Origin of the sequence: Streptomyces zingiberis (assembly GCF_012034935.1) — a bacterium.
GTDB classification, from domain to species: domain Bacteria; phylum Actinomycetota; class Actinomycetes; order Streptomycetales; family Streptomycetaceae; genus Streptomyces; species Streptomyces zingiberis.
Window position 1 is genome coordinate 125,870 of sequence record NZ_JAATEN010000018.1, and the last position, 18,881, is coordinate 144,750.

10 protein-coding genes and 1 pseudogene are annotated in these 18,881 nt (G+C 74.2%); 8 read left to right on the forward strand and 3 right to left on the reverse strand.

Translation table 11 applies throughout. The annotated features are described in order from the left end of the window. Positions 1-40 precede the first annotated feature (40 nt). Entirely contained in the window at positions 41-874 is an 834-nt protein-coding gene (fdhD, locus tag HCK00_RS20745) for a formate dehydrogenase accessory sulfurtransferase FdhD (RefSeq protein ID WP_168103545.1), read from the reverse strand. A 104-nt stretch (positions 875-978) separates the two neighbouring features. Further along, the gene (gene putP / locus HCK00_RS20750; RefSeq protein WP_168103524.1) at positions 979-4,686 is read right to left on the reverse strand and encodes a sodium/proline symporter PutP; all 3,708 of its coding nucleotides are present in this window, start codon (positions 4,684-4,686) and stop codon (positions 979-981) included. 538 nt (positions 4,687-5,224) lie between these two features. Between putP and HCK00_RS20755 the strand changes: the two genes are divergently transcribed. The 7 genes from HCK00_RS20755 (at position 5,225) to HCK00_RS20785 (ending at position 15,109) form a co-directional block, all read left to right on the forward strand. After that, positions 5,225-6,409, forward strand: a complete 1,185-nt coding sequence (locus tag HCK00_RS20755; protein WP_168103525.1) for an ROK family protein — start codon at positions 5,225-5,227, stop codon at positions 6,407-6,409. Positions 6,410-7,134: 725 nt separating this feature from the next. Further along, positions 7,135-8,631 carry a sugar ABC transporter ATP-binding protein gene (locus HCK00_RS20760; protein WP_168103547.1) on the forward strand — a complete coding sequence of 499 codons (1,497 nt, stop codon included), beginning with the start codon at positions 7,135-7,137 and terminating at the stop codon, positions 8,629-8,631. A 26-nt stretch (positions 8,632-8,657) separates the two neighbouring features. Then, complete coding sequence (locus HCK00_RS20765; protein WP_375781989.1) at positions 8,658-9,749, forward strand: ABC transporter permease; 1,092 nt, start codon at positions 8,658-8,660, stop codon at positions 9,747-9,749. 204 nt (positions 9,750-9,953) lie between these two features. Next, complete coding sequence (locus HCK00_RS20770; protein ID WP_168103526.1) at positions 9,954-10,997, forward strand: substrate-binding domain-containing protein; 1,044 nt, start codon at positions 9,954-9,956, stop codon at positions 10,995-10,997. 108 nt (positions 10,998-11,105) lie between these two features. Next, complete coding sequence (locus tag HCK00_RS20775; RefSeq protein WP_168103527.1) at positions 11,106-12,344, forward strand: Gfo/Idh/MocA family protein; 1,239 nt, start codon at positions 11,106-11,108, stop codon at positions 12,342-12,344. A 10-nt stretch (positions 12,345-12,354) separates the two neighbouring features. Then, entirely contained in the window at positions 12,355-13,362 is a 1,008-nt protein-coding gene (locus HCK00_RS20780) for a sugar phosphate isomerase/epimerase family protein (protein WP_168103528.1), read from the forward strand. 403 nt (positions 13,363-13,765) lie between these two features. Continuing rightward, the gene (locus HCK00_RS20785) at positions 13,766-15,109 is read left to right on the forward strand and encodes a WD40 repeat domain-containing protein (RefSeq protein ID WP_168103529.1); all 1,344 of its coding nucleotides are present in this window, start codon (positions 13,766-13,768) and stop codon (positions 15,107-15,109) included. Between the two features lie 69 nt (positions 15,110-15,178). Here HCK00_RS20785 and HCK00_RS20790 read toward each other — a convergent pair whose 3' ends face one another. Beyond that, on the reverse strand, positions 15,179-15,727 hold the full coding sequence (locus HCK00_RS20790) for a GNAT family N-acetyltransferase (RefSeq protein WP_168103530.1): 549 nt from the start codon (positions 15,725-15,727) through the stop codon (positions 15,179-15,181). A gap of 504 nt (positions 15,728-16,231) precedes the next feature. On the opposite strand from HCK00_RS20790, the pseudogene HCK00_RS20795 reads away from it, so the two are divergent. Continuing rightward, a pseudogene (locus tag HCK00_RS20795) lies at positions 16,232-18,670 on the forward strand (PQQ-dependent sugar dehydrogenase); the annotation flags it as partial. Positions 18,671-18,881 lie beyond the last annotated feature (211 nt).

Below are 18,881 nucleotides of genomic sequence, written 5' to 3' on the forward strand. Positions count from 1 at the left end.
ACGAGGCGGGCGCGCGGGACTCCCGGTGCACGGAGGGCGGTTACCGGCCGGTGTCCACGCGTTCGGCACCGGCGTAGACGTTCATCGAGTCGCCCCGCAGGAAGCCGACGAGCGTCAGTCCGGACTCCGCCGCGAGGTCCACGGCGAGGGAGGACGGCGCGGAGACGGCGGCCAGCACCGGAATGCCGGCCATCACCGCCTTCTGCGCCAGCTCGAACGAGGCCCGCCCCGACACCAGCAGCACGCTCCGCGACAGCGGCAGCCGCCCGTCCCGCAGCGCCCGGCCCACCAGCTTGTCCACGGCGTTGTGCCTCCCCACGTCCTCCCGCAGGTCCAGCAGCTCGCCCTCGGGGGAGAACAGCCCGGCCGCGTGCAGCCCGCCCGTCCGGTCGAACACCCGCTGCGCCTCCCGCAGCCGGTCGGGCAGCCCGGCCAGCAGCGCGGGAGTGAGTCGCACCGGCGGCTCGTCGGCCACCGGCCAGCGGGCGGTGGTCCGGACCGCGTCCAGGCTGGCCTTGCCGCAGAGGCCGCAGGAGGAGGTGGTGTAGACGTTGCGCTCCAGCGTGACGTCGGGCACCACCACGCCCGGCGCGAGACGGACGTCGACGACGTTGTACGTGTTCGCGCCGTCCGCGGTGGCCCCCGCGCAGTAGACGATGTTGGCCAGCTCCTCCGCCCGGCCCAGCACGCCCTCGCTGACCAGGAAACCCGCGGCGAGCGCGAAGTCGTCCCCGGGGGTGCGCATCGTCACCGCGAGCGGTTTGCCGTTCAGCCGGATCTCCAGCGGCTCCTCCGCCACGAGGGTGTCCGGCCGCGCGCTCACCACGCCGCCCCGGATGCGCGTGACGCGCCGCCGCTCGGTGACCCGGCCCATGTGATCCTCCCGCCCGCCGACGACCTCGCCTGCCACCGTATGCCCCGGACCGGCGGAGTGGCGCATCCGGGGGGCCGGGACCCGCGCCTGACCCGGCCCGGCCCTCACACCGGGACCCGGGCGGGACCCGCCGGGCCGCCCTCGCCGTCCCCGGCCGGCAGCCCCTGCTCCGCCCAGATGATCTTGCCCTCCGTCGTGTAGCGGGTCCCCCAGCGCCGGGCGAGCTGCGCGACGATCAGCAGGCCCCGTCCGCCCTCGTCCGTGGTGCGGGCGTGGCGCAGGCGGGGCGAGGTGGAGCTGGCGTCGTAGACCTCGCAGACCAGAGTCCGCTCCCGGAGCAGCCGCAGGGTGATCGGGCCCGTCGCGTGACGGATGGCGTTGGTGACCAGCTCGCTGATGATCAGCTCGGTGGGGAACAGCAGCACGTCCAGGCCCCAGGCCGAGAGCTGACCGGCGGCGAAGGTGCGCGCGTCCGCGACGACCGCCGGGTCGGCGGGCAGCTGCCGGGAGGCGACCTGCGTGGAGTCCAGGACGCGCGTCCGGGCGAGCAGCAGGGCCGCGTCGTCCGGGGGCGGGCCGGTGAGCAGGGCCGCGACCGCCCCGTCGCCGGTGCTCCGGAGCGGGCGGGCCGGGTCGTCGAGGGCCGCCGCCAGCCGGGAGAGCCCGACGTCGATGTCCCGGCTCGCGGCCTGCACCAGCCCGTTGGTGTAGAGCGCGATGAGGCTGCCCTCCGCCAGGCCGACCTCCGCGCACTCGAACGGGAGGGCGCCCAGCCCCAGGGGCGGCCCGGCGGGCAGGTCCACGAACTCGACGCGGCCACCGGGGTGGACGACCACCGGCGGGACGTGGCCCGCGCGGGCCATCGTGCACCGCCCGGCGACCGGGTCGTACACCGCGTAGAGGCAGGTGGCGCCGAGGAAGGTGGCGGCCACCCGGTCCTCGCCGGCCGGCGGGCCCCCCGGGCCCTGCGGTTCCGTCAGGCCGATGACGAGATCGTCCAGGTGGGCGAGGAGCTCGTCGGGCGGGAAGTCCAGGTTGGCGAGCGTGCGCAGCGCGGTCCGGAGCCGCCCCATGGTGGTCGCGGCGTCGATGCCGTAGCCGACGACGTCCCCGACGGTCAGCGCGACCCGCGCCCCGGAGAGGGGGATGACGTCGAACCAGTCGCCGCCCACCCCGCTCGGCGCGTCGGCCGGGAAGTACCAGGAGGCGACCTCCAGGGCGGAGCCGCCGTCCAGGTCGTGCGGCAGCAGGGACCGCTGCATGGTGCGGGCCGCGGCGCGCTCGCGGGTGTAGCGGCGGGCGTTGTCGACACTCACCGCCGCGCGCGAGACCAGCTCCTCGGCGAGGCGCACGTCGTCCTCCTCGAAGGGGCCGAGCCGCCCGGAGCGGACGAGGACGACCGCGCCGAGGGTCGCACCCCGGGCCCGCATCGGCACCACCGCCACCGCGTCCACCCCGGTCTCCGCGGCGAAGGCCGCGAGCACCGGGTCCTCCCGCAGCCAGGCCCGGACGGCGGCACCGTCGCCGGGCTCCACCACGGTCCTGCCCTCCAGCAGGCAGCGGGCCAGTGGCGAACCGGGAGGGGCGCGGAGCGGCTCGCCGGCCGAATCCTGCGCGGAGGCATCTCCGGCCGCCGTCCCGCCGGCCTCGCCGCCTGCCTCCCGGCCCGCCGATCCTGCCGCCTCCCCGCCCGCGGCCCCCGCCGGCTCCCTCTGCCCTTCCCCGCCGGGGCCCGGGGCGTGCCCGGCCCGGCGCAGCTCGGGCAGGCGGCCGAGTGGCCCGGACGCGGGCTCCTCACCCCGCAGCACCGGTTCCAGCAGGGCGACGGTGGTGAGGTCGGCGAGTTCGGGCACGGTGCCGGCGGCCAGTTCACGGGCGGTCAGCCGCATGTCCAGGGTGCCGCTGATCCGGTCGCCGACGGCGTTCAGCAGGGCCAGGCGCCGGCGCGCCCGGTGGCGGTCGGTGATGTCGGTGACCAGATACCAGATCCCGACGCGCTGCCCGTGCCGGTCCTCCATGCCGAAGGAGGAGATGGAGTACGCCCGTTCCCGCTGCGGGTCCGCGAAGCCGGGCCCGCAGAACTCGAAGTCCAGGGACGGCCTCCCGGTCGCCAGCACGCCCCGCATGCGCTCCTCCAGCGCGGCCGCCTCCGCGTCCGGCAGGACCTCCGTCACCCGCCGGCCCAGCCGCCGCCCCAGCGGGGACATGCGCTCCAGCACGCGGTTCACCCAGACGTACCGCAGGTCGGTGTCGAGCACCGCCATGCCGACCGGCGCCTGCCCGAGGGCCGGCTCCAGCATGAGCTGGGTCACCCCGCCGCCCGGCATCCGCCAGAAGGCGCGCTGCGGCGGCCGGCCGGCCCACCGCCCGAACAGGAGTGCGGCGACGGTGGCGGCCAGGAAGCCGGGCACCAGTTCGTAGAGATCGGACTCCAGCGGCCCGAGCAGCGGGTTGATCCGGCCCCAGAGGAGGACGGTGCACGCGCCCGTCACGATGCCGGCCAGGGCCCCCGCCCAGCTCATGCGCGGCCAGTACAGCGAGAGGAGGACCACGGGGCCGAAGGCGGCGCCGAAGCCGGCCCAGGCGTGGGCGATGAGGCTGATCACCACACCGTCCCGCAGCGCCAGCACGCAGGCGACGAGCGTCACCAGCACCACGGTGGCGCGGCCGACCCGGACGAGCAGCCGGTCCCGGGCCCGCCGGTGGAGGAAGGCGTGGAAGAAGTCCTCGGTGAGGGCCACCGAGGAGACCAGCAGCTGGCTGTCCGCGGTCGAGGTGATCGCGGCGAGCACGGCGATCAGCATGACGCCCGCCACCCAGGGGCTGAGCAAGGCGTCGGTGACGGCGATGTAGACGACCTCGGGGTTGCGCAGGGGCCGGTCCAGTACGGCGATACCCGCCAGCCCGACGAGGGTCGCGCCCCCGAGCACCACCACCACCCAGGCCGTGCCGATGCGCCGGGCCGCCGGTACCGCGCGGATGCTGTGGATCCCCATGAAGCGGGCGAGGATGTGGGGCTGGCCGAAGTAGCCCAGGCCCCAGGCGAGCATGGACGCGATCGCGATGCCCCCGAGCGCCCCGCCGGACGACCAGTCGCCGCCGGAGTAGTCGGTGTGAGCCCCCAGTTGCAGGAGCGAGGTGGCCTTGTCGTCGAGGCGCGACCGCAGCTCCCCGAAGCCGCCCAGCGCCGTGAGGGCGGTGGCCGCCACCACGACCAGGGCGACGAGCATCAGGGTGGCCTGCGCCACGTGGGTGGTGCTCACGGCCAGGAAGCCGCCGAGACAGGAGTGGGCCACGATGACCAGGGCGGTGAGGAGCACCCCCACGGCGTAACCCGAGTCGAAGGCGTGCTCGAAGAGAATGCCGCCGGCGACCAGCCCCGCGGCCACGTAGAGCGTGAAGAAGACGACGGTGACGGCGGCGGTGACGATCCGGATGGTCCGGGTCCGGTCCTCGAACCGCTCCTCCAGGTAGGCCGACAGGCTGACGGCGTTGTCGGCCCGCTCGGTGTAGGTACGCAGCCGGGGGGCGACGAACAGCCAGTTGAGATAGGTGCCGACCGCCCCGCCGACGGCGATCCAGGCGCCGTCCAGCCCGCCGGCGTACACCGCGCCGGGCAGGGCCAGGAACAGCCAGCCGGACATGTCACTGGCCCCGGCGGAGAGCGCGGCGACCGGCGCGCGGAGCCTGCGGCCCCCGAGGGCGAAGTCGGTGAAGGTGCGGGTGTGCCGGTACGCCCAGACGCCCACGCCGACCACGGCGGCCAGGTAGACCACGAACACGGTCAGCGTCGGTGCGCTCAGAGCGAACACGTCCTCACCAGTGAGGCCGGGGTGGACTCGTCAGGCGTCCCCGCCGGCGGCGCCGTGGCCCGCGGGCACCCCGGGGCTGGGGAGAGATTTATCCTATGTGCTCGGCAATCATGCCTTCTCTCCCTCCGGCGGGCATCCGGAGCGGGGGAGGGAAGGGGCCGTCCGGCCGGGGTGCCGCCCCCCGGCCGGCCGCCGCCGGTTCTGCTGCCGGACACCGGATGCCCGGCCGCGGGCGGGGGCTCCGTCGGCGTCGGGGCGCAAGGGCTCCGGCGGCGCCGCGGCGCAGGGAGTGTGAGGGGTGGGTGCCGGGTGGGCGATCCTTTGTCTTCAGTCAGGAGAAAGTTACCGATGATTCCTGCCGAACTTCTTCCCACCCCCAACATCCACTGCTAACTTCCCCGTTAAAGCCCGGTGCGCCGAAGACGACCGCCGGGTGGCGAGACCGGCGACCGGCGAGGACGAGGGGACTTCCCTTCCCCGACTCCTCCTGTGTCTTCCCGTGCCACGGGCGAGGGGAGGTGGGAGTGGCGTGAGGCGTATGACGGCACGACCCGCGAACGCGCACCAGGCACGGCTGCTCCGGCTCCTGCGCGACGGCGGCCCCAACTCCCGGGCCCAGCTCGGCGACCAGGTGGAGCTCAGCCGCTCCAAGCTCGCCGTCGAGGTGGACCGGCTGCTGGAGACCCGGCTGATCGTGGCCGACGGGCTCGCCGCCTCGCGCGGCGGCCGCCGCTCGCACAACATCCGGCTGGCGCCCACCCTCCGCTTCCTCGGCGTGGACATCGGCGCCACCTCCGTGGACGTCGCCGTCACCAACGCCGAGCTGGAGATCCTCGGCCACCTCAACCAGCCGCTGGACGTCCGCGACGGGCCGGTCACCGTGTTCGACCAGGTCCTCGCGATGACCGGCAAGCTGCGCGCCACCGGAGTGGCGCCGGACGGGTTCGACGGCGCCGGCGTCGGAGTGCCCGGCCCGGTCCGCTTCCCCGAGGGCGTCCCCGTCGCGCCGCCGATCATGCCCGGCTGGGACGGCTTTCCCGTCCGCGAGGCGCTCAGTCAGGAACTGGGCTGCCCCGTCATGGTGGACAACGACGTCAACCTCATGGCCATGGGGGAGCAGCACGCCGGGGTGGCCAACTCCGTCCACGACTTCCTCTGCGTCAAGATCGGCACCGGCATCGGCTGCGGCATCGTCGCCGGTGGCGAGGTGTACCGGGGCACGACCGGCAGCGCCGGCGACATCGGCCACATCCGGGTCGAACCCGACGGCCGCCCCTGCGCCTGCGGAAACCGGGGCTGCCTCGAAGCCTATTTCAGCGGCTCCGCGCTCGCCCGCGACGCCGAGGCCGTGGCCGGCGAGGGCCGTTCCGGTGAACTCGCCGCCCGGCTGGCGGCCGCGGGCCGGCTCACCGGCGCCGACGTGGCCGCCGCGGCCGCCGCCGGGGACCCGGCCAGCCTGGACCTGATCCGTGAGGGCGGCGAGCGGACCGGCCAGGTCATCGCCGGTCTCGTCTCCTTCTTCAACCCCGGCCTGGTGGTGATCGGCGGCGGGGTGACCGGCCTCGGCCACACCCTGCTCGCCGCCATCCGCACCCAGGTCTACCGCCAGTCCCTGCCCCTGGCGACCGGGAACCTCCCGATCGTCCTGGGCGAACTCGGCGCCGTCGCCGGAGTGATCGGCGCGGCCCGCCTCATCAGCGATCACCTCTTCTCACCCGCCTGACCCCACCCCACCGGACTCTGTTCCTTCCACCCGCCCGGACTCTGTTTCTCCCACCCGCCCGGATCCTGTTCTTTCCCACTCGCCCGGACTCTGTTCTTTCCCGCCCGCCCGGACCCTGTTCTTTTCCCACTCACCCATCCCAACCCCAGACCTCCGGACCCGACCGGGACCGTCCCGCTCCGTCCCCTCGACACCGCATCCCACCCCCGCCCCGCGTCCCGTCCCGCCCCCGGTGTCCCCGGCAAGGCACCGGCGGGCCCCCGGGTGCGCCGGGCCCGTACCCCGTCACGCCCGCCGGCGTGGTGCCGTCGCGGCCGGCCGGGTGGGCCCGAGGCACAGCGCAGCCGCACCACCGCCCGGCCCCGCGCCGAGGCGGAACACCGCACAGCGCCGGCCGGCACCGCACCGCGTCCGGCACCCGCACCGCACAGCGCCGCACCGCCCGTACCGCTCCGCGCCCCCGCGTCACCGCACCACCGGAGTCACCGATCTGACGGCCCGTCACCTCTGCTGGCGGCCGCCCGTGAGGGAACGCCGTACCGCCGCCCCGCCCCATCCGCTCACCGGCACATCCGCCGAGGAGGCCCGCCATGGCACCCGTGCCCGACCCCGCTGCGCCGTCACCGGACCCGTCCGCCTCCACCGCCCCCTCCGCCTCCCCCTCCGCCTCCGCGCCCGCGCCCGCGGCGGACCGGACCGCGCCGGACGGCGCTCCGCTGCTGGTCATGACCGGCATCACCAAGTCCTTCCCCGGCGTCCGCGCGCTGGACGGGGTCGACCTCGACGTGGAGCCGGGCGAGGTGCACTGCCTGCTCGGGCAGAACGGCGCCGGCAAGTCCACCTTGATCAAGGTGCTCGCGGGCGCGCACCGGCCGGACGGCGGCGAGATCCGCTGGCGCGGCGAGCCGGTCCAGCTCACCTCGCCGACGGCCGCCATGTCCCTCGGTGTCGCCACCATCTACCAGGAACTCGACCTGGTGGAGCACCTCTCGGTGACCGAGAACGTCCACCTCGGCCATGAGCCGGCCGCCGGTGGGTTCGTCCGCCGCCGCGAGGCCCGTGAGTCCACCGCCGTGATCCTCGCCCGCCTCGGCCACCCCGAGATCGACCCGGACACCCTGGTCCACGACCTCTCGGCGGCCGGCCGGCAGGTCGTTTCCATGGCCCGCGCCCTCTCCCACGACGTCCGGCTGATCGTCATGGACGAGCCGTCCGCCGTCCTCGACCCGGACGAGGTGGAGAACCTCTTCCGCATCGTCGGCGACCTCACCGCCGACGGGGTGGCCGTCGTCTACATCTCCCACCGCCTGGAGGAGATCCGCCGCATCGGCGACCGGGTCACCGTCCTCAAGGACGGCCGGGTCGCGGCCCGGGGGCTCCCGGCGCGCACCACCCCGACCCGTCAGGTCGTCGCACTGATGACCGGACGGGACGTGGAGTACGTCTTCCCGGAGCGCCCGGCCGCCCCGGACCCGGGCGCGGTCCCCGAGCCCGTGCTGCGGGTCGAAGGGCTCGCCCGCGCGGGGGAGTTCGAGCCGGTCGACCTGGAAGTGCGCCCCGGCGAGATCGTGGGCCTCGCCGGGCTGGTCGGCTCCGGCCGTTCCGAGATCCTGGAGACCGTCTTCGGCGCGCGGCGGCCCACCGCCGGCCGGGTGCTGGTGGGCGGGCGCCCGGTCCGCCCCGGTGACGTCATCGCCGCCGTCCGCGCCGGTGTGGGACTCGCCCCGGAGGAGCGCAAGGCGCAGGGGCTGCTGATGCTGGAGCCGGTCGTCCGCAACGTGTCGGTTTCCTCCCTCGCCCGTTTCTCCCGCGGGGGCTGGCTGGACCGCGCCCGGGAGCGCTCGGCGGCGCGCGAGGCCGTGCGCGAGCTGTCGCTGCGGCCGGACGACCCCGACGTCCCCGTGCGCACCCTCTCCGGCGGCAACCAGCAGAAGGTCGTCCTCGCCCGCTGGCTGCTGCGCGGCTGCAAGGTGCTGCTGCTGGACGAGCCGACCCGGGGCGTGGACATCGGCGCGCGCGCCGAGCTGTACGCCCTGATCCGCCGGCTCGCCGACGAGGGCGTGGCCGTCCTTCTCGTCTCCAGTGAACTGCCCGAAGTCCTCGGCCTCGCCGACCGGGTGCTCGTCCTCCGTGAGGGCCGCGTCGTCCACACGGCGCCCGCCCGCGAACTCGACGAGCACCGCGTCCTCGACCTCGTCATGGAAGGGAGCCCCGCGCGATGACCACGGGAGCCACCTCGGGACCGGCGGTGCCCCAGCCGTCCCCGCCGACCGCCGCCGGCCCCGCCGGGAACGGCCCGCACCCGCCGGAGACCACCAAGGACCCGGCCGGCCCCGGCAAGCCGGGCGGCCCGGGCGGCGGCCCGGGCAAGGGACCCGCCCGCCGGGTGCCGGCCGCCCTCACCGACCTGCGCAACCTTTCGCTGCTGGGGGTGCTCGTCGCTCTGGTCGTGGTCGGTGCCATCACCCGGCCGGAGCAGTTCCTCAGCGGGGACAACCTCACGCTGGTGCTCACCCAGGCGTCCGTGATCGGCGTCGTCACCGTCGGCGTCACCCTCGTCATCATCGGCGGCGGGATCGACCTCTCCGTCGGCGCCATCGTCGCGCTCGCCTCGGTGTGGGCCACCACTCTCGCCACCCAGGAGTACGGGCTCGGCGGCATCCTGTTCTGCGCCCTCTTCGTCGGCCTGGGCTGCGGGCTGGTCAACGGCGTGCTCATCGCCTACGGCCGCATGGTGCCGTTCATCGCCACTCTCGCCATGCTCGCCTCCGCCCGGGGCCTGGCGCTGCTCATCAGCGACGGCAGGACACAGGTCGTCTCCGTGGACTCCGTGCTCCAGCTGGGGCTGCCCGACTCCTACGTGCTGGGCATACCGCCGCTCGTGCTGGTCTTCGCCGCCGTCACCCTCCTCGGGTGGCTCGTGCTCAACCGCACCACCTTCGGGCGGCGCACCGTCGCCGTCGGCGGCAACGCCGAGGCGGCCCGCCTCGCCGGTATCGACGTCAAGCGGCAGCGGCTGAAGCTCTACCTGATCTCCGGGCTCTGCTGCGGCATCGCCGCCTTCCTGCTGATCGTCCTCACCGGCTCCGGCCAGAACACCAACGGCAACCTCTACGAACTCGACGCCATCGCCGCCGCCATCATCGGCGGCACGCTGCTCAGCGGCGGCCGGGGCACCATCACCGGCTCCGTGCTCGGCGTGCTCGTCTTCACCACGATCACGAATCTGTTCGCGCTGAACAACCTGCAGAGCGACGTCCAGCAGATCGCCAAGGGCGCGATCATCGTTGCCGCCGTCCTGATCCAGAACCGCACCGCGCGCGGCTCGGGCACCACCTAGCCGCGCCCCGGTCGCCCATCGTCGCGTGCCCGGCCCGACGCCCCGCCGCGACCGCCTCACCGCTCCACCGCCTCACCGCTCCACCGTGTCACCGCCCCACCGCCTCACCGCTCCACCGTGTCACCGCCCCACCGCACCACCCCGCAGGACCTCACCCCGTAGGACCCACGCCCCGGCGCCCGTATCCCGTGGAGGTTGCCCGCCATGACACCACCGCTCCCCAGCCGCAGAGGCCTGATCTTCGGCGGGGCCGCCGTCTCCGCCGGCGCCCTGCTCACCTCCTGCACCAGCAACGAGTCCAACGAGAAGGGCCCCGCGCAGGCCGGCGGCGGTGCCGCCGACGACAAGCCCGGCAAGGCCGTCACCGTCGGTTTCGCCGGCCCCCAGGCCGACCACGGCTGGCTCAACGCCATCAACGAGCAGGCCCGGGCGCGCGCCAAGGAGTACGAGGACGTCACCCTGGAGATCACCGAGGGCTCCAACGACACCGCCCAGCAGATCGGCCAGATCGAGACGCTGATCAACAAGAAGGTCGACGTCCTGGTGATCCTGCCGGCCGACGGCAAGGCGCTCACCCAGATCGGCCTGAAGGCGATGCGGGCCGGCATCCCCGTGGTCAACCTCGACCGCGTCTTCGACTCCCAGCAGGCGTACCGTTGCTGGATCGGCGGCGACAACTACGGCATGGGGCTCAACGCCGGCCGCTTCATCGGCGAGCGTCTCAAGGACAAGAAGAACGCCAAGGTCGTCGAACTCGCCGGGATCGACAACCTGGAGCTGACCCGCCAGCGCACGGAGGGCTTCGACGACGCGCTGAAGAACTACCCCAACATCAAGAAGGTCGCCCGCCAGGCGGCGGAGTTCACCGTGGAGTCCGGCCAGGCGAAGATGGCGCAGCTCCTCCAGGCCCAGTCGTCCTTCGACGCCCTGTGGAACCACGACGACGACCAGGGCGTCGGCGCCGAACGGGCCATCAAGCAGGCCGGCCGGGACGAGTTCTTCATGGTCGGCGGGGCCGGGTCCAAGCACGCCATGGACGCCATCAAGGCGGACAACAGCGTTCTCAAGGCCACCGTCCTCTACCCGCCGACCATGGCCGCCTCCGCGATCGACCTGGCCCGCGCACTCGGCCAGGGCAAGGGCGTGGGAGGGCTCGCCGAACACGAGATCCCCGCCTCCCTCACCCTCTACTCCGCCGTCGTCACCAAGGACAACGTCGACGAGTACCTGCCCACCGGCTTCAGCTGACGCACGGAGCGCCCTGGAGGGCGCCCGCCCGAGCGGCCCCGCGGCCACCGCGGGGCCGCCGCGGCCCGCGCCCCGCCCCCCGCGTGACGACGACGAGGAGACCTACCGATGGACCAGAGCGAGACCGCCACCGACAACGGGTCCGGCCCCGGCACCCCCGCCCCCACCCTCGGGGTCGGCATGGTCGGGTACGCCTTCATGGGCGCCGCGCACTCCCAGGGGTGGCGCACCGCCGGCCGCGTCTTCGACCTGCCGCTGAACCCGGTGATGGCCGCCGTCTGCGGACGCGACCCGGGAGCCGTGCGGGCGGCGGCCGACCGGCACGGCTGGGCGGCCGCGGAGACCGACTGGCGGGCGCTCATCGCCCGTGACGACGTACAGCTCGTGGACATCTGCACCCCCGGCGACAGCCACGCCGAGATCGCCCTCGCCGCCCTGGAGGCCGGCAAGCACGTGCTGTGCGAGAAGCCCCTCGCCAACAGCGTCGCCGAGGCCGAGGCCATGACGGAGGCGGCCCGTCGCGCCCGGGAACGCGGGCAGCTCGCCATGGTCGGTTTCAACTACCGGCGGGTACCGGCCGTGGCGTACGCCCGGCGGCTGATCGCCGGGGGCCGGCTCGGCACCCTGCGCCACGTCCGGGTGACCTACCTCCAGGACTGGCTCACCGACCCGGAGTTCCCGCTGGCCTGGCGGCTCCAGCGGGAGCGCGCCGGCTCCGGGGCGCTCGGCGACCTCGGCGCGCACATCGTCGACCTCGCCCAGTACCTCACCGGCGAGCACCTGGCCGGGGTGTCCGCCCTCACCGAGACCTTCGTCAAGGAGCGCCCGCTGCCGTCCCGGGCCAGCGGCCTGTCCGCGGCGGCCGACGGCACCGGGCGCGGGCCCGTCACCGTGGACGACGCGGCCCTGTTCACCGGCCGGCTGGAGTCCGGGGCGCTGGCCTCCTTCGAGGCCACCCGGGTCGCCGCGGGCCGCAAGAACGCCCTGACCATCGAGGTCAACGGCGAACGCGGCTCGCTCGCCTTCGACCTCGAACGCCTCAACGAACTGTCCTTCCACGACCACACCGTGGACGCCGCCGAGGCCGGTTTCCGCCGCGTCCTCGTCACCGAGGCCGACCACCCGTACCTGGAGGCGTGGTGGCCGCCGGGCCACGGCCTCGGCTACGAGCACACGTTCGTGCACCAGGCGCGCGACCTCGTGCACGCCATCGCCGCCGGCACCGACCCCGAGCCCTCCTTCGCCGACGGGTTGCAGGTGCAGCGGGTGCTCGCCGCCGTCGAGGAGAGCGCCGCGCAGGACAGCCGCTACACGCCCGTGGCCCCCGCCGTCACCGTCGCCGCCTGAGGAGACCGAGATGCCCCGACCCTTCACCCTGTTCACCGGCCAGTGGGCGGACCTGCCGCTGGAGGAGGTCTGCCGCCACGCCCGCGACTTCGGCTACGACGGACTCGAACTGGCCTGCTGGGGAGACCACTTCGAGGTCGACCGCGCGCTGAACGAGGACGGCTACGTCCAGGGCCGCCACGACCTGCTGGAGAAGTACGGCCTGAAGTGCTTCGCCATCTCCAACCACCTCGTCGGCCAGGCCGTCTGCGACGCCATCATCGACGAACGCCACCAGGCCATCCTGCCGGCCCGCATCTGGGGCGACGGCGAGGCGGAGGGCGTGCGCCGGCGGGCCGCTGCCGAGATGGCCGACACCGCCCGCGCCGCCGCCGCCCTCGGCGTCCGGACCGTCATCGGCTTCACCGGCTCCGCCATCTGGCATCTCGTGGCCATGTTCCCGCCCGTGCCGCCCCACATGATCGAACGCGGCTACGAGGACTTCGCGGAGCGCTGGAACCCCATCCTCGACGTCTACGACGCGGAAGGCGTCCGCTTCGCGCACGAGGTGCACCCCAGCGAGATCGCCTACGACTACTGGACGACCCACAAGGCCCTGGAGGCCGTCGGCCACCGCCCGGCTTTCGGCCTCAACTTCGACCCCAGCCACTTCGTCTGGCAGGACCTGGACCCGGTCGGCTTCCTCTGGGACTTCCGCGACCGCATCTACCACGTCGACTGCAAGGAGGCCCGGAAGCGGCTCGACGGCCGCAACGGCCGCCTCGGCTCCCACCTGCCCTGGGGAGACCCGCGCCGCGGCTGGGACTTCGTCTCCGCCGGCCACGGGGACGTCCCCTGGGAGGACGTGTTCCGGATGCTGCGCTCCATCGGCTACGACGGGCCGATCTCCGTCGAGTGGGAGGACGCCGGCATGGACCGTCTCACCGGCGCCCCGGAGGCGCTCCGCTCCCTCAAGGCCCTCGACTGGGACCCGCCCTCGGCCTCCTTCGACGCGGCCTTCGGCGGCGGGGACGACTGAGCCGGTGACCGGCCCGGGTCCGTCCGGCGGCCACTCCCGCTGCCGCCGGACGGACCCGCCACGCGCCGGGGCGGCGCCGGGACGCGCGGAGGTATGACGGCACGGTGCCGTGCGGTGCCGTGCCGGGCCGTGCCGGGCCGTGCCGGGCCGTGCGCCGTGGCACCGTGACACCCCGGGCGGAGTCTCAGGCGCCCGCCCCCGGGTGGCATCTCGTACGCCCGCGCGCGGGTCCCGGCCCGGCGCGCGGCGGCCGGCCGTCGGCGCCCCGCCACGCACCGGGACCTCCACCGGAGGATCCCGGACGTCACCCGCTCCGGCTCCCACCGCTTGCCGTCCCGGTTCCGCCGCAGAACAATTTCTCCGTTCGGGCGTGCTCCTTGTCCCTGGCATCGGGAGGGCCGGTATGACCGCATTCCGGAAGGGCGGGCGAGGTGGCGGCGGCCGGCGCCTCCGCCGCAGGAATCTGCTGCGGGGCGTCGGCGGCGTCACCCTGGCCGGGCTCGCGGGCGCCATGGCGGCCGGTGGCCGCGCGCACGCCGCCCCGGGGGCCGCCGGGGCTGCCTCGGCCACCTCACCCACCCCGGCCGGCGCTCCCGCGGCGGCCCCGGTCCACCCGGCCACGGGAGCCGCCCGGCCGGCGCGGCGGGAGCCTCCGGTGCTCCGCTCCCGCCGGGAGCTGGCCGAGCGCGGGGTGCCGTCCGGCGTGGACGTGGCCCCCACCCAGCTCCCCCTCACCGGCAGCGGGGCCACCTACGACATGGCCCAGTCCCTCGCCTGGCTGGACGACGCCCACTTCGCGGTGGGCCGCTGGGACGGGTCGCTCAGCGTGTTCGCCTTCACCGCCGGCGAGCCGTTCGCGGGGCCGCTCATCGAGAAGGCGGCGAACAGCCCGTCGTCCGAGGGGGTGCGGATGGTCGTCCCGCTGACCGCGCGCTCGTTCGTCACCTCCAACGACGACCGCTCCCTGTCGCTGTGGAGCGCCCCCGCCGGCGACTGGTCCGGGCTCCGGCTCACCGGGACGTTTCCCCACCCCGCCGGGCTCGGCGTGGCCACCGGAGGACGGGCGGTTCCCCTCGGTGACCGCCGGCTGCTCGCGGTCGGCCACACCAGCGGCCACCTGTCCGTGTGGCGCCACCGGACGGGCCCGTCCCGGCTGGAGTTCCTCCGCTCCGTGGACCTCCGCAACCCCGACCCGGTCAACCCCTGGGGGCTGCACGACGTCCACGCGGTCGAGGTCCTGACCAGGGCGGCGGGGTCGGCCCGGGTCATCACCGGCTCCGAGGACGGCTACGTCTGCGTCGTCGAGGTGCCCTCCGGCCGGATCCTGGGGCAGACCGTGTTCAACCCGGCCGCCCGGCGCGGGATCAACGACCTCAACGTACGGGGCGACGCCGTCCTCGTCGCCAACTGCTCGGTGGGCCCGGACGACTTCAACCTCTGGTATTACACGGTGGACCGCTCCACCTGGCGCCTCGTCCTGCGCGACCGGGCCAACCTCGTCGCCGACACCCGGCGCCCGCAGGTGTTCAACTTCAACACCGTCTGGGGCGCCTACTCCGGCGGCCCGTGCTGGTTCGCCTCCACCGAGGAGGGCGCGCTGTGGATGGGCACCGCGGACGGCGCCGGGCTCCACGTCCTCGGCTACCAGGAGGTCACCAGCCCGCTGGGCTCGGCCCTCGGCTGGCGCGGTGACCCCGGCCGGCTGGCGATGGTCGCCTACGACCTGTACGAGTTCACCACGGACTGACCGCCCACCCCGGGCCGGCCCGCCCGGGCGGCGGTGGCGGTCCCGTAGCGCCGGGCGGGGGCGCGGGGTTCACCGCGCGGCTCGCCACTCCTCCTCCAGCACGGAATAGGTCACCGAGTCCCGCCAGGCGCCCCGGACGTGGACGTGCCCCCGGATCCGGCCCTCCTCCACCATGCCCGCCTTGGTCAGGACGTGGTGCGAGGCGGTGTTCGCCGGTGACCGCGCCGCCCACAGGCGGTGCAGCCCCAGTGAGCCGAAGGCCAGGTCCATCAGGGCCCGGACGGTCTCGGTGCCGTACCCCCGGCCCCAGTGGTCGGGACGGAGGGCGAAGCCGATGGTGGCCGCCTCCGGCTGGTGCGGGTCCATCGCCAGGCGGGCCAGGCCGATCAGCTCCTCGCCGTCCCGCGGGAGGACGGGGAGCGCGTACTCCGTCCGCGGGTCGGCCGTCGCCGTGGCCACCCACCGGTCGGTGAGCTGCCGGACCTGCTCGGGCGAGAGCGGCTCGAAGGACAGGTGCTCGGTCGCCCGCGGATCGCCGTAGACGGCGTGCAGGGCCTGTGCGTCGTCCCCGTGGAGTTCGCGGAAGCGGAGACGGGGGGTGGTGAGGAGCGTTTCCATCGGATCCCCTCCTGAGGGGGCGTCATCGGCAGGGCCGGCGGGGGGATCGTAACCCTGGGCCGGAGCCGGGCGGGGCGCCTCCCTGATGCTGCCGGGGCTCGCCCGTCGCGGGAAGACGCCGGCGCCGGCCGGCCACCGGGCGCGCCGGATCCGGTGGCTGCTCCCGGAGCGCGGCAACCGCCTGCCCCGCCGCGCGAATCCCCGACCTGAGCCCTTCTTTGTCCAGCGCCAGGAAGAAGAGATGACTGATGTATGTCAAAGGGGTTTCCGAATAGGACGAACAAAGCTACGGTCCTTGAGATGTCCCGGTCATCGTGACCCCAGGTCAGCTCGTGGGGCCGATGCCGCTCCCGTTGCCGCGTCCCTCACCCTTCACCTCGTCGGCCACCAGCACCCCCACGGCACGACCGAACACCCCCCCATGCCACCCCCCTCGCACCGCCCGGCCCCACGGCGCGACGGCGCGCGCCTGTCACACCCCGTCATCCTCCGGAGGACACCCCTGTGCACAGGAAACGCTTCAGACTCCGCACCCCCATCGCCCTGCTGACGAGCGCCCTGCTCGCCACCACCGGCCTCTTCCTCACCGCCCCCGTCGCCGGGGCCCACCCGGACCACCCGGACACCCCGGCCGCCGAGGAGTTCCAGCAGGTCACCCTCGCCAAGGGCGCGGCCGAGACCGGCGAGCCCATGTCGCTCGCGGTCCTCCCCGACCGCTCGGTGCTGCACACCTCGCGTGACGGCACGCTGCGTCTCACCGACGCCGGCGGCGCCACCAAGGTCTCCGGCAAGATCCCCGTCTACTCGCACGACGAGGAGGGCCTCCAAGGAGTCGGCGTCGACCCGGACTTCGAGGAGAACCGGGGCATCTACCTCTACTACGCGCCCCCGCTCGACACCCCTGACGGCGACGCCCCCAACACCGGGACCGCCGAGGACTTCGCCCCCTTCGACGGCGTCAACCGGCTGTCCCGCTTCACCCTGAACGAGGACGGCACCCTCGACACCGGCAGCGAGAAGAAGGTGCTGGACGTCCCGGCGAGCCGGGGCATCTGCTGCCACGTCGGCGGGGACATCGACTTCGACGCCGAGGGCAACCTCTACCTCTCCACCGGCGACGACACCAACCCCTTCGTCTCCGACGGCTACACCCCGATCGACGACCGCGAGGACCGCAACCCCGCCTACGACGCGCGCCGCAGCTCCGGCAACACCAACGACCTGCGCGGCAAGCTGCTGCGGATCAAGGTGGCCGAGGACGGTTCGTACACGGTCCCCGAGGGCAACCTCTTCGAGCCGGGCACCGAGAAGACCCGCCCCGAGATCTACGCCATGGGCTTCCGGAACCCCTTCCGGATCAGCGTGGACAAGCCCACCGGCATCGTCTACGTCGGTGACTACGGGCCGGACGCCGGCAGCGCGGACCCGGACCGGGGCCCGTCCGGCATGGTCGAGTTCGCCCGGGTCACCGAGCCCGGCAACTTCGGCTGGCCGTTCTGCGTCGGCGACAACGAGCCGTACCGCGAGTACGACTTCGCCACCGGCACCTCCGGCGAGCTGTTCGACTGCTCCGCCCCGGTCAACGACTCCCGCCACAACACGGGCCTCACCGAGCTGCCGCCCGCGCAGCCGGCCTGGATCCCGTACGACGGCGGCTCGGTGCCGGAGTTCGGCAGCGGCTCGGAGTCCCCGATGGCGGGGCCGGTCTACCGCTACGACGCCGATCTGGACTCGCCGGTGAAGTTCCCCGAGAGCTTCGACGGCGACTTCTTCGCCGGGGAGTTCGGCCGCCAGTGGATCAAGCGGATCGAGCAGGACGAGGACGGCACCGTCCAGTCCATCAACGACTTCCCGTGGTCCGGCACCCAGGTCATGGACATGGCCTTCGGCCCGGACGGCGCGCTCTACGTCCTGGACTACGGCCTGGCCTGGTTCGGCGGTGACGAGAACTCCGCGCTGTACCGCATCGAGAACGCCACCGACGGTCACTCCCCGGTCGCCGAGGCCTCCGCCGACCGCACCTCCGGCAAGGCGCCGCTGAAGGTGAAGTTCTCCTCCGAGGGGAGCACCGACGCCGACGGCGACGAGCTCACCTACGCGTGGGACTTCGGGGACGGGAACACCTCCGACTACCCGAACCCCACCCACACCTACCGGACGAACGGCACCTACACCGCCACCGTGACGGCGACCGACCCCGACGGCCGCACGGGGTCCGCCAGCGTCCACGTCACCGTCGGCAACACCGCGCCGAGCGTCACCCTCGACCTGCCGCTCGACGGCCACCTCTTCACCTTCGGGGACGAGGTGCCGTTCAAGGTGACGGTGAAGGACCCGGAGGACGGGAAGATCGACTGCTCCAAGGTCAAGGTCTCCTACGTCCTCGGCCATGACAACCACGGTCACCCGCTGACCTCGGCCACCGGCTGCTCCGGCACCCTGAAGACCGTGGCGGACGGCGAGCACGACCCCAACGCCAACATCTTCGGCGTCGTCGCGGCCGAGTACACCGACAACGGCGGCGGCGGCCAGCCCGCCCTCACCGGCCGTGACCAGAGCGTCCTCCAGCCGAAGCACCGCCAGGCGGAGCACTTCGGCGACACCAACGGCGCCGAGGTCACCGAGCGGGCCTCCGCCCGCGGCGGCAAGGTCGCCGGCTCCCTGGAGAACGGCGACTGGATCTCCTTCGAGCCGTATGTGCTGGGCAACGCCACCACGTTCACCGCGCGGGTCGCCTCCGCCGGTGAGGGCGGCACGCTGGAGATCCGCACCGGATCCCCGTCGGGCAAGCTGCTCGGCTCCGTGGAGGTCCCCGGCACCGGCGGCTGGACGGCCTACGAGGACGTGACCACCGACCTTTCCGGCGCGAACAAGAAGACGACCACCCTGTATCTGGTCGTCAAGGGCGCCGACGGTGAACCGCTGTTCGAGGTGGACGACTTCACCTTCACCACCGGCTGACCCGCGGCGGGCCGGGCGCACCCCCCGGCCCGCCCCCCCACCGGTCCCCGCGCCGCCCCGGCCGGCCACACCACCGGCCGGGCCGGCCCGCCCCCTCGCTTCCCCGGTACCGGAGGAAGGAGCACCACCCCCCGCCCCCCCCCCCCCCGCCCCCCCCCCCCCCCCCCCCCCCCCCGCCCCGGCCCGGCGCCCC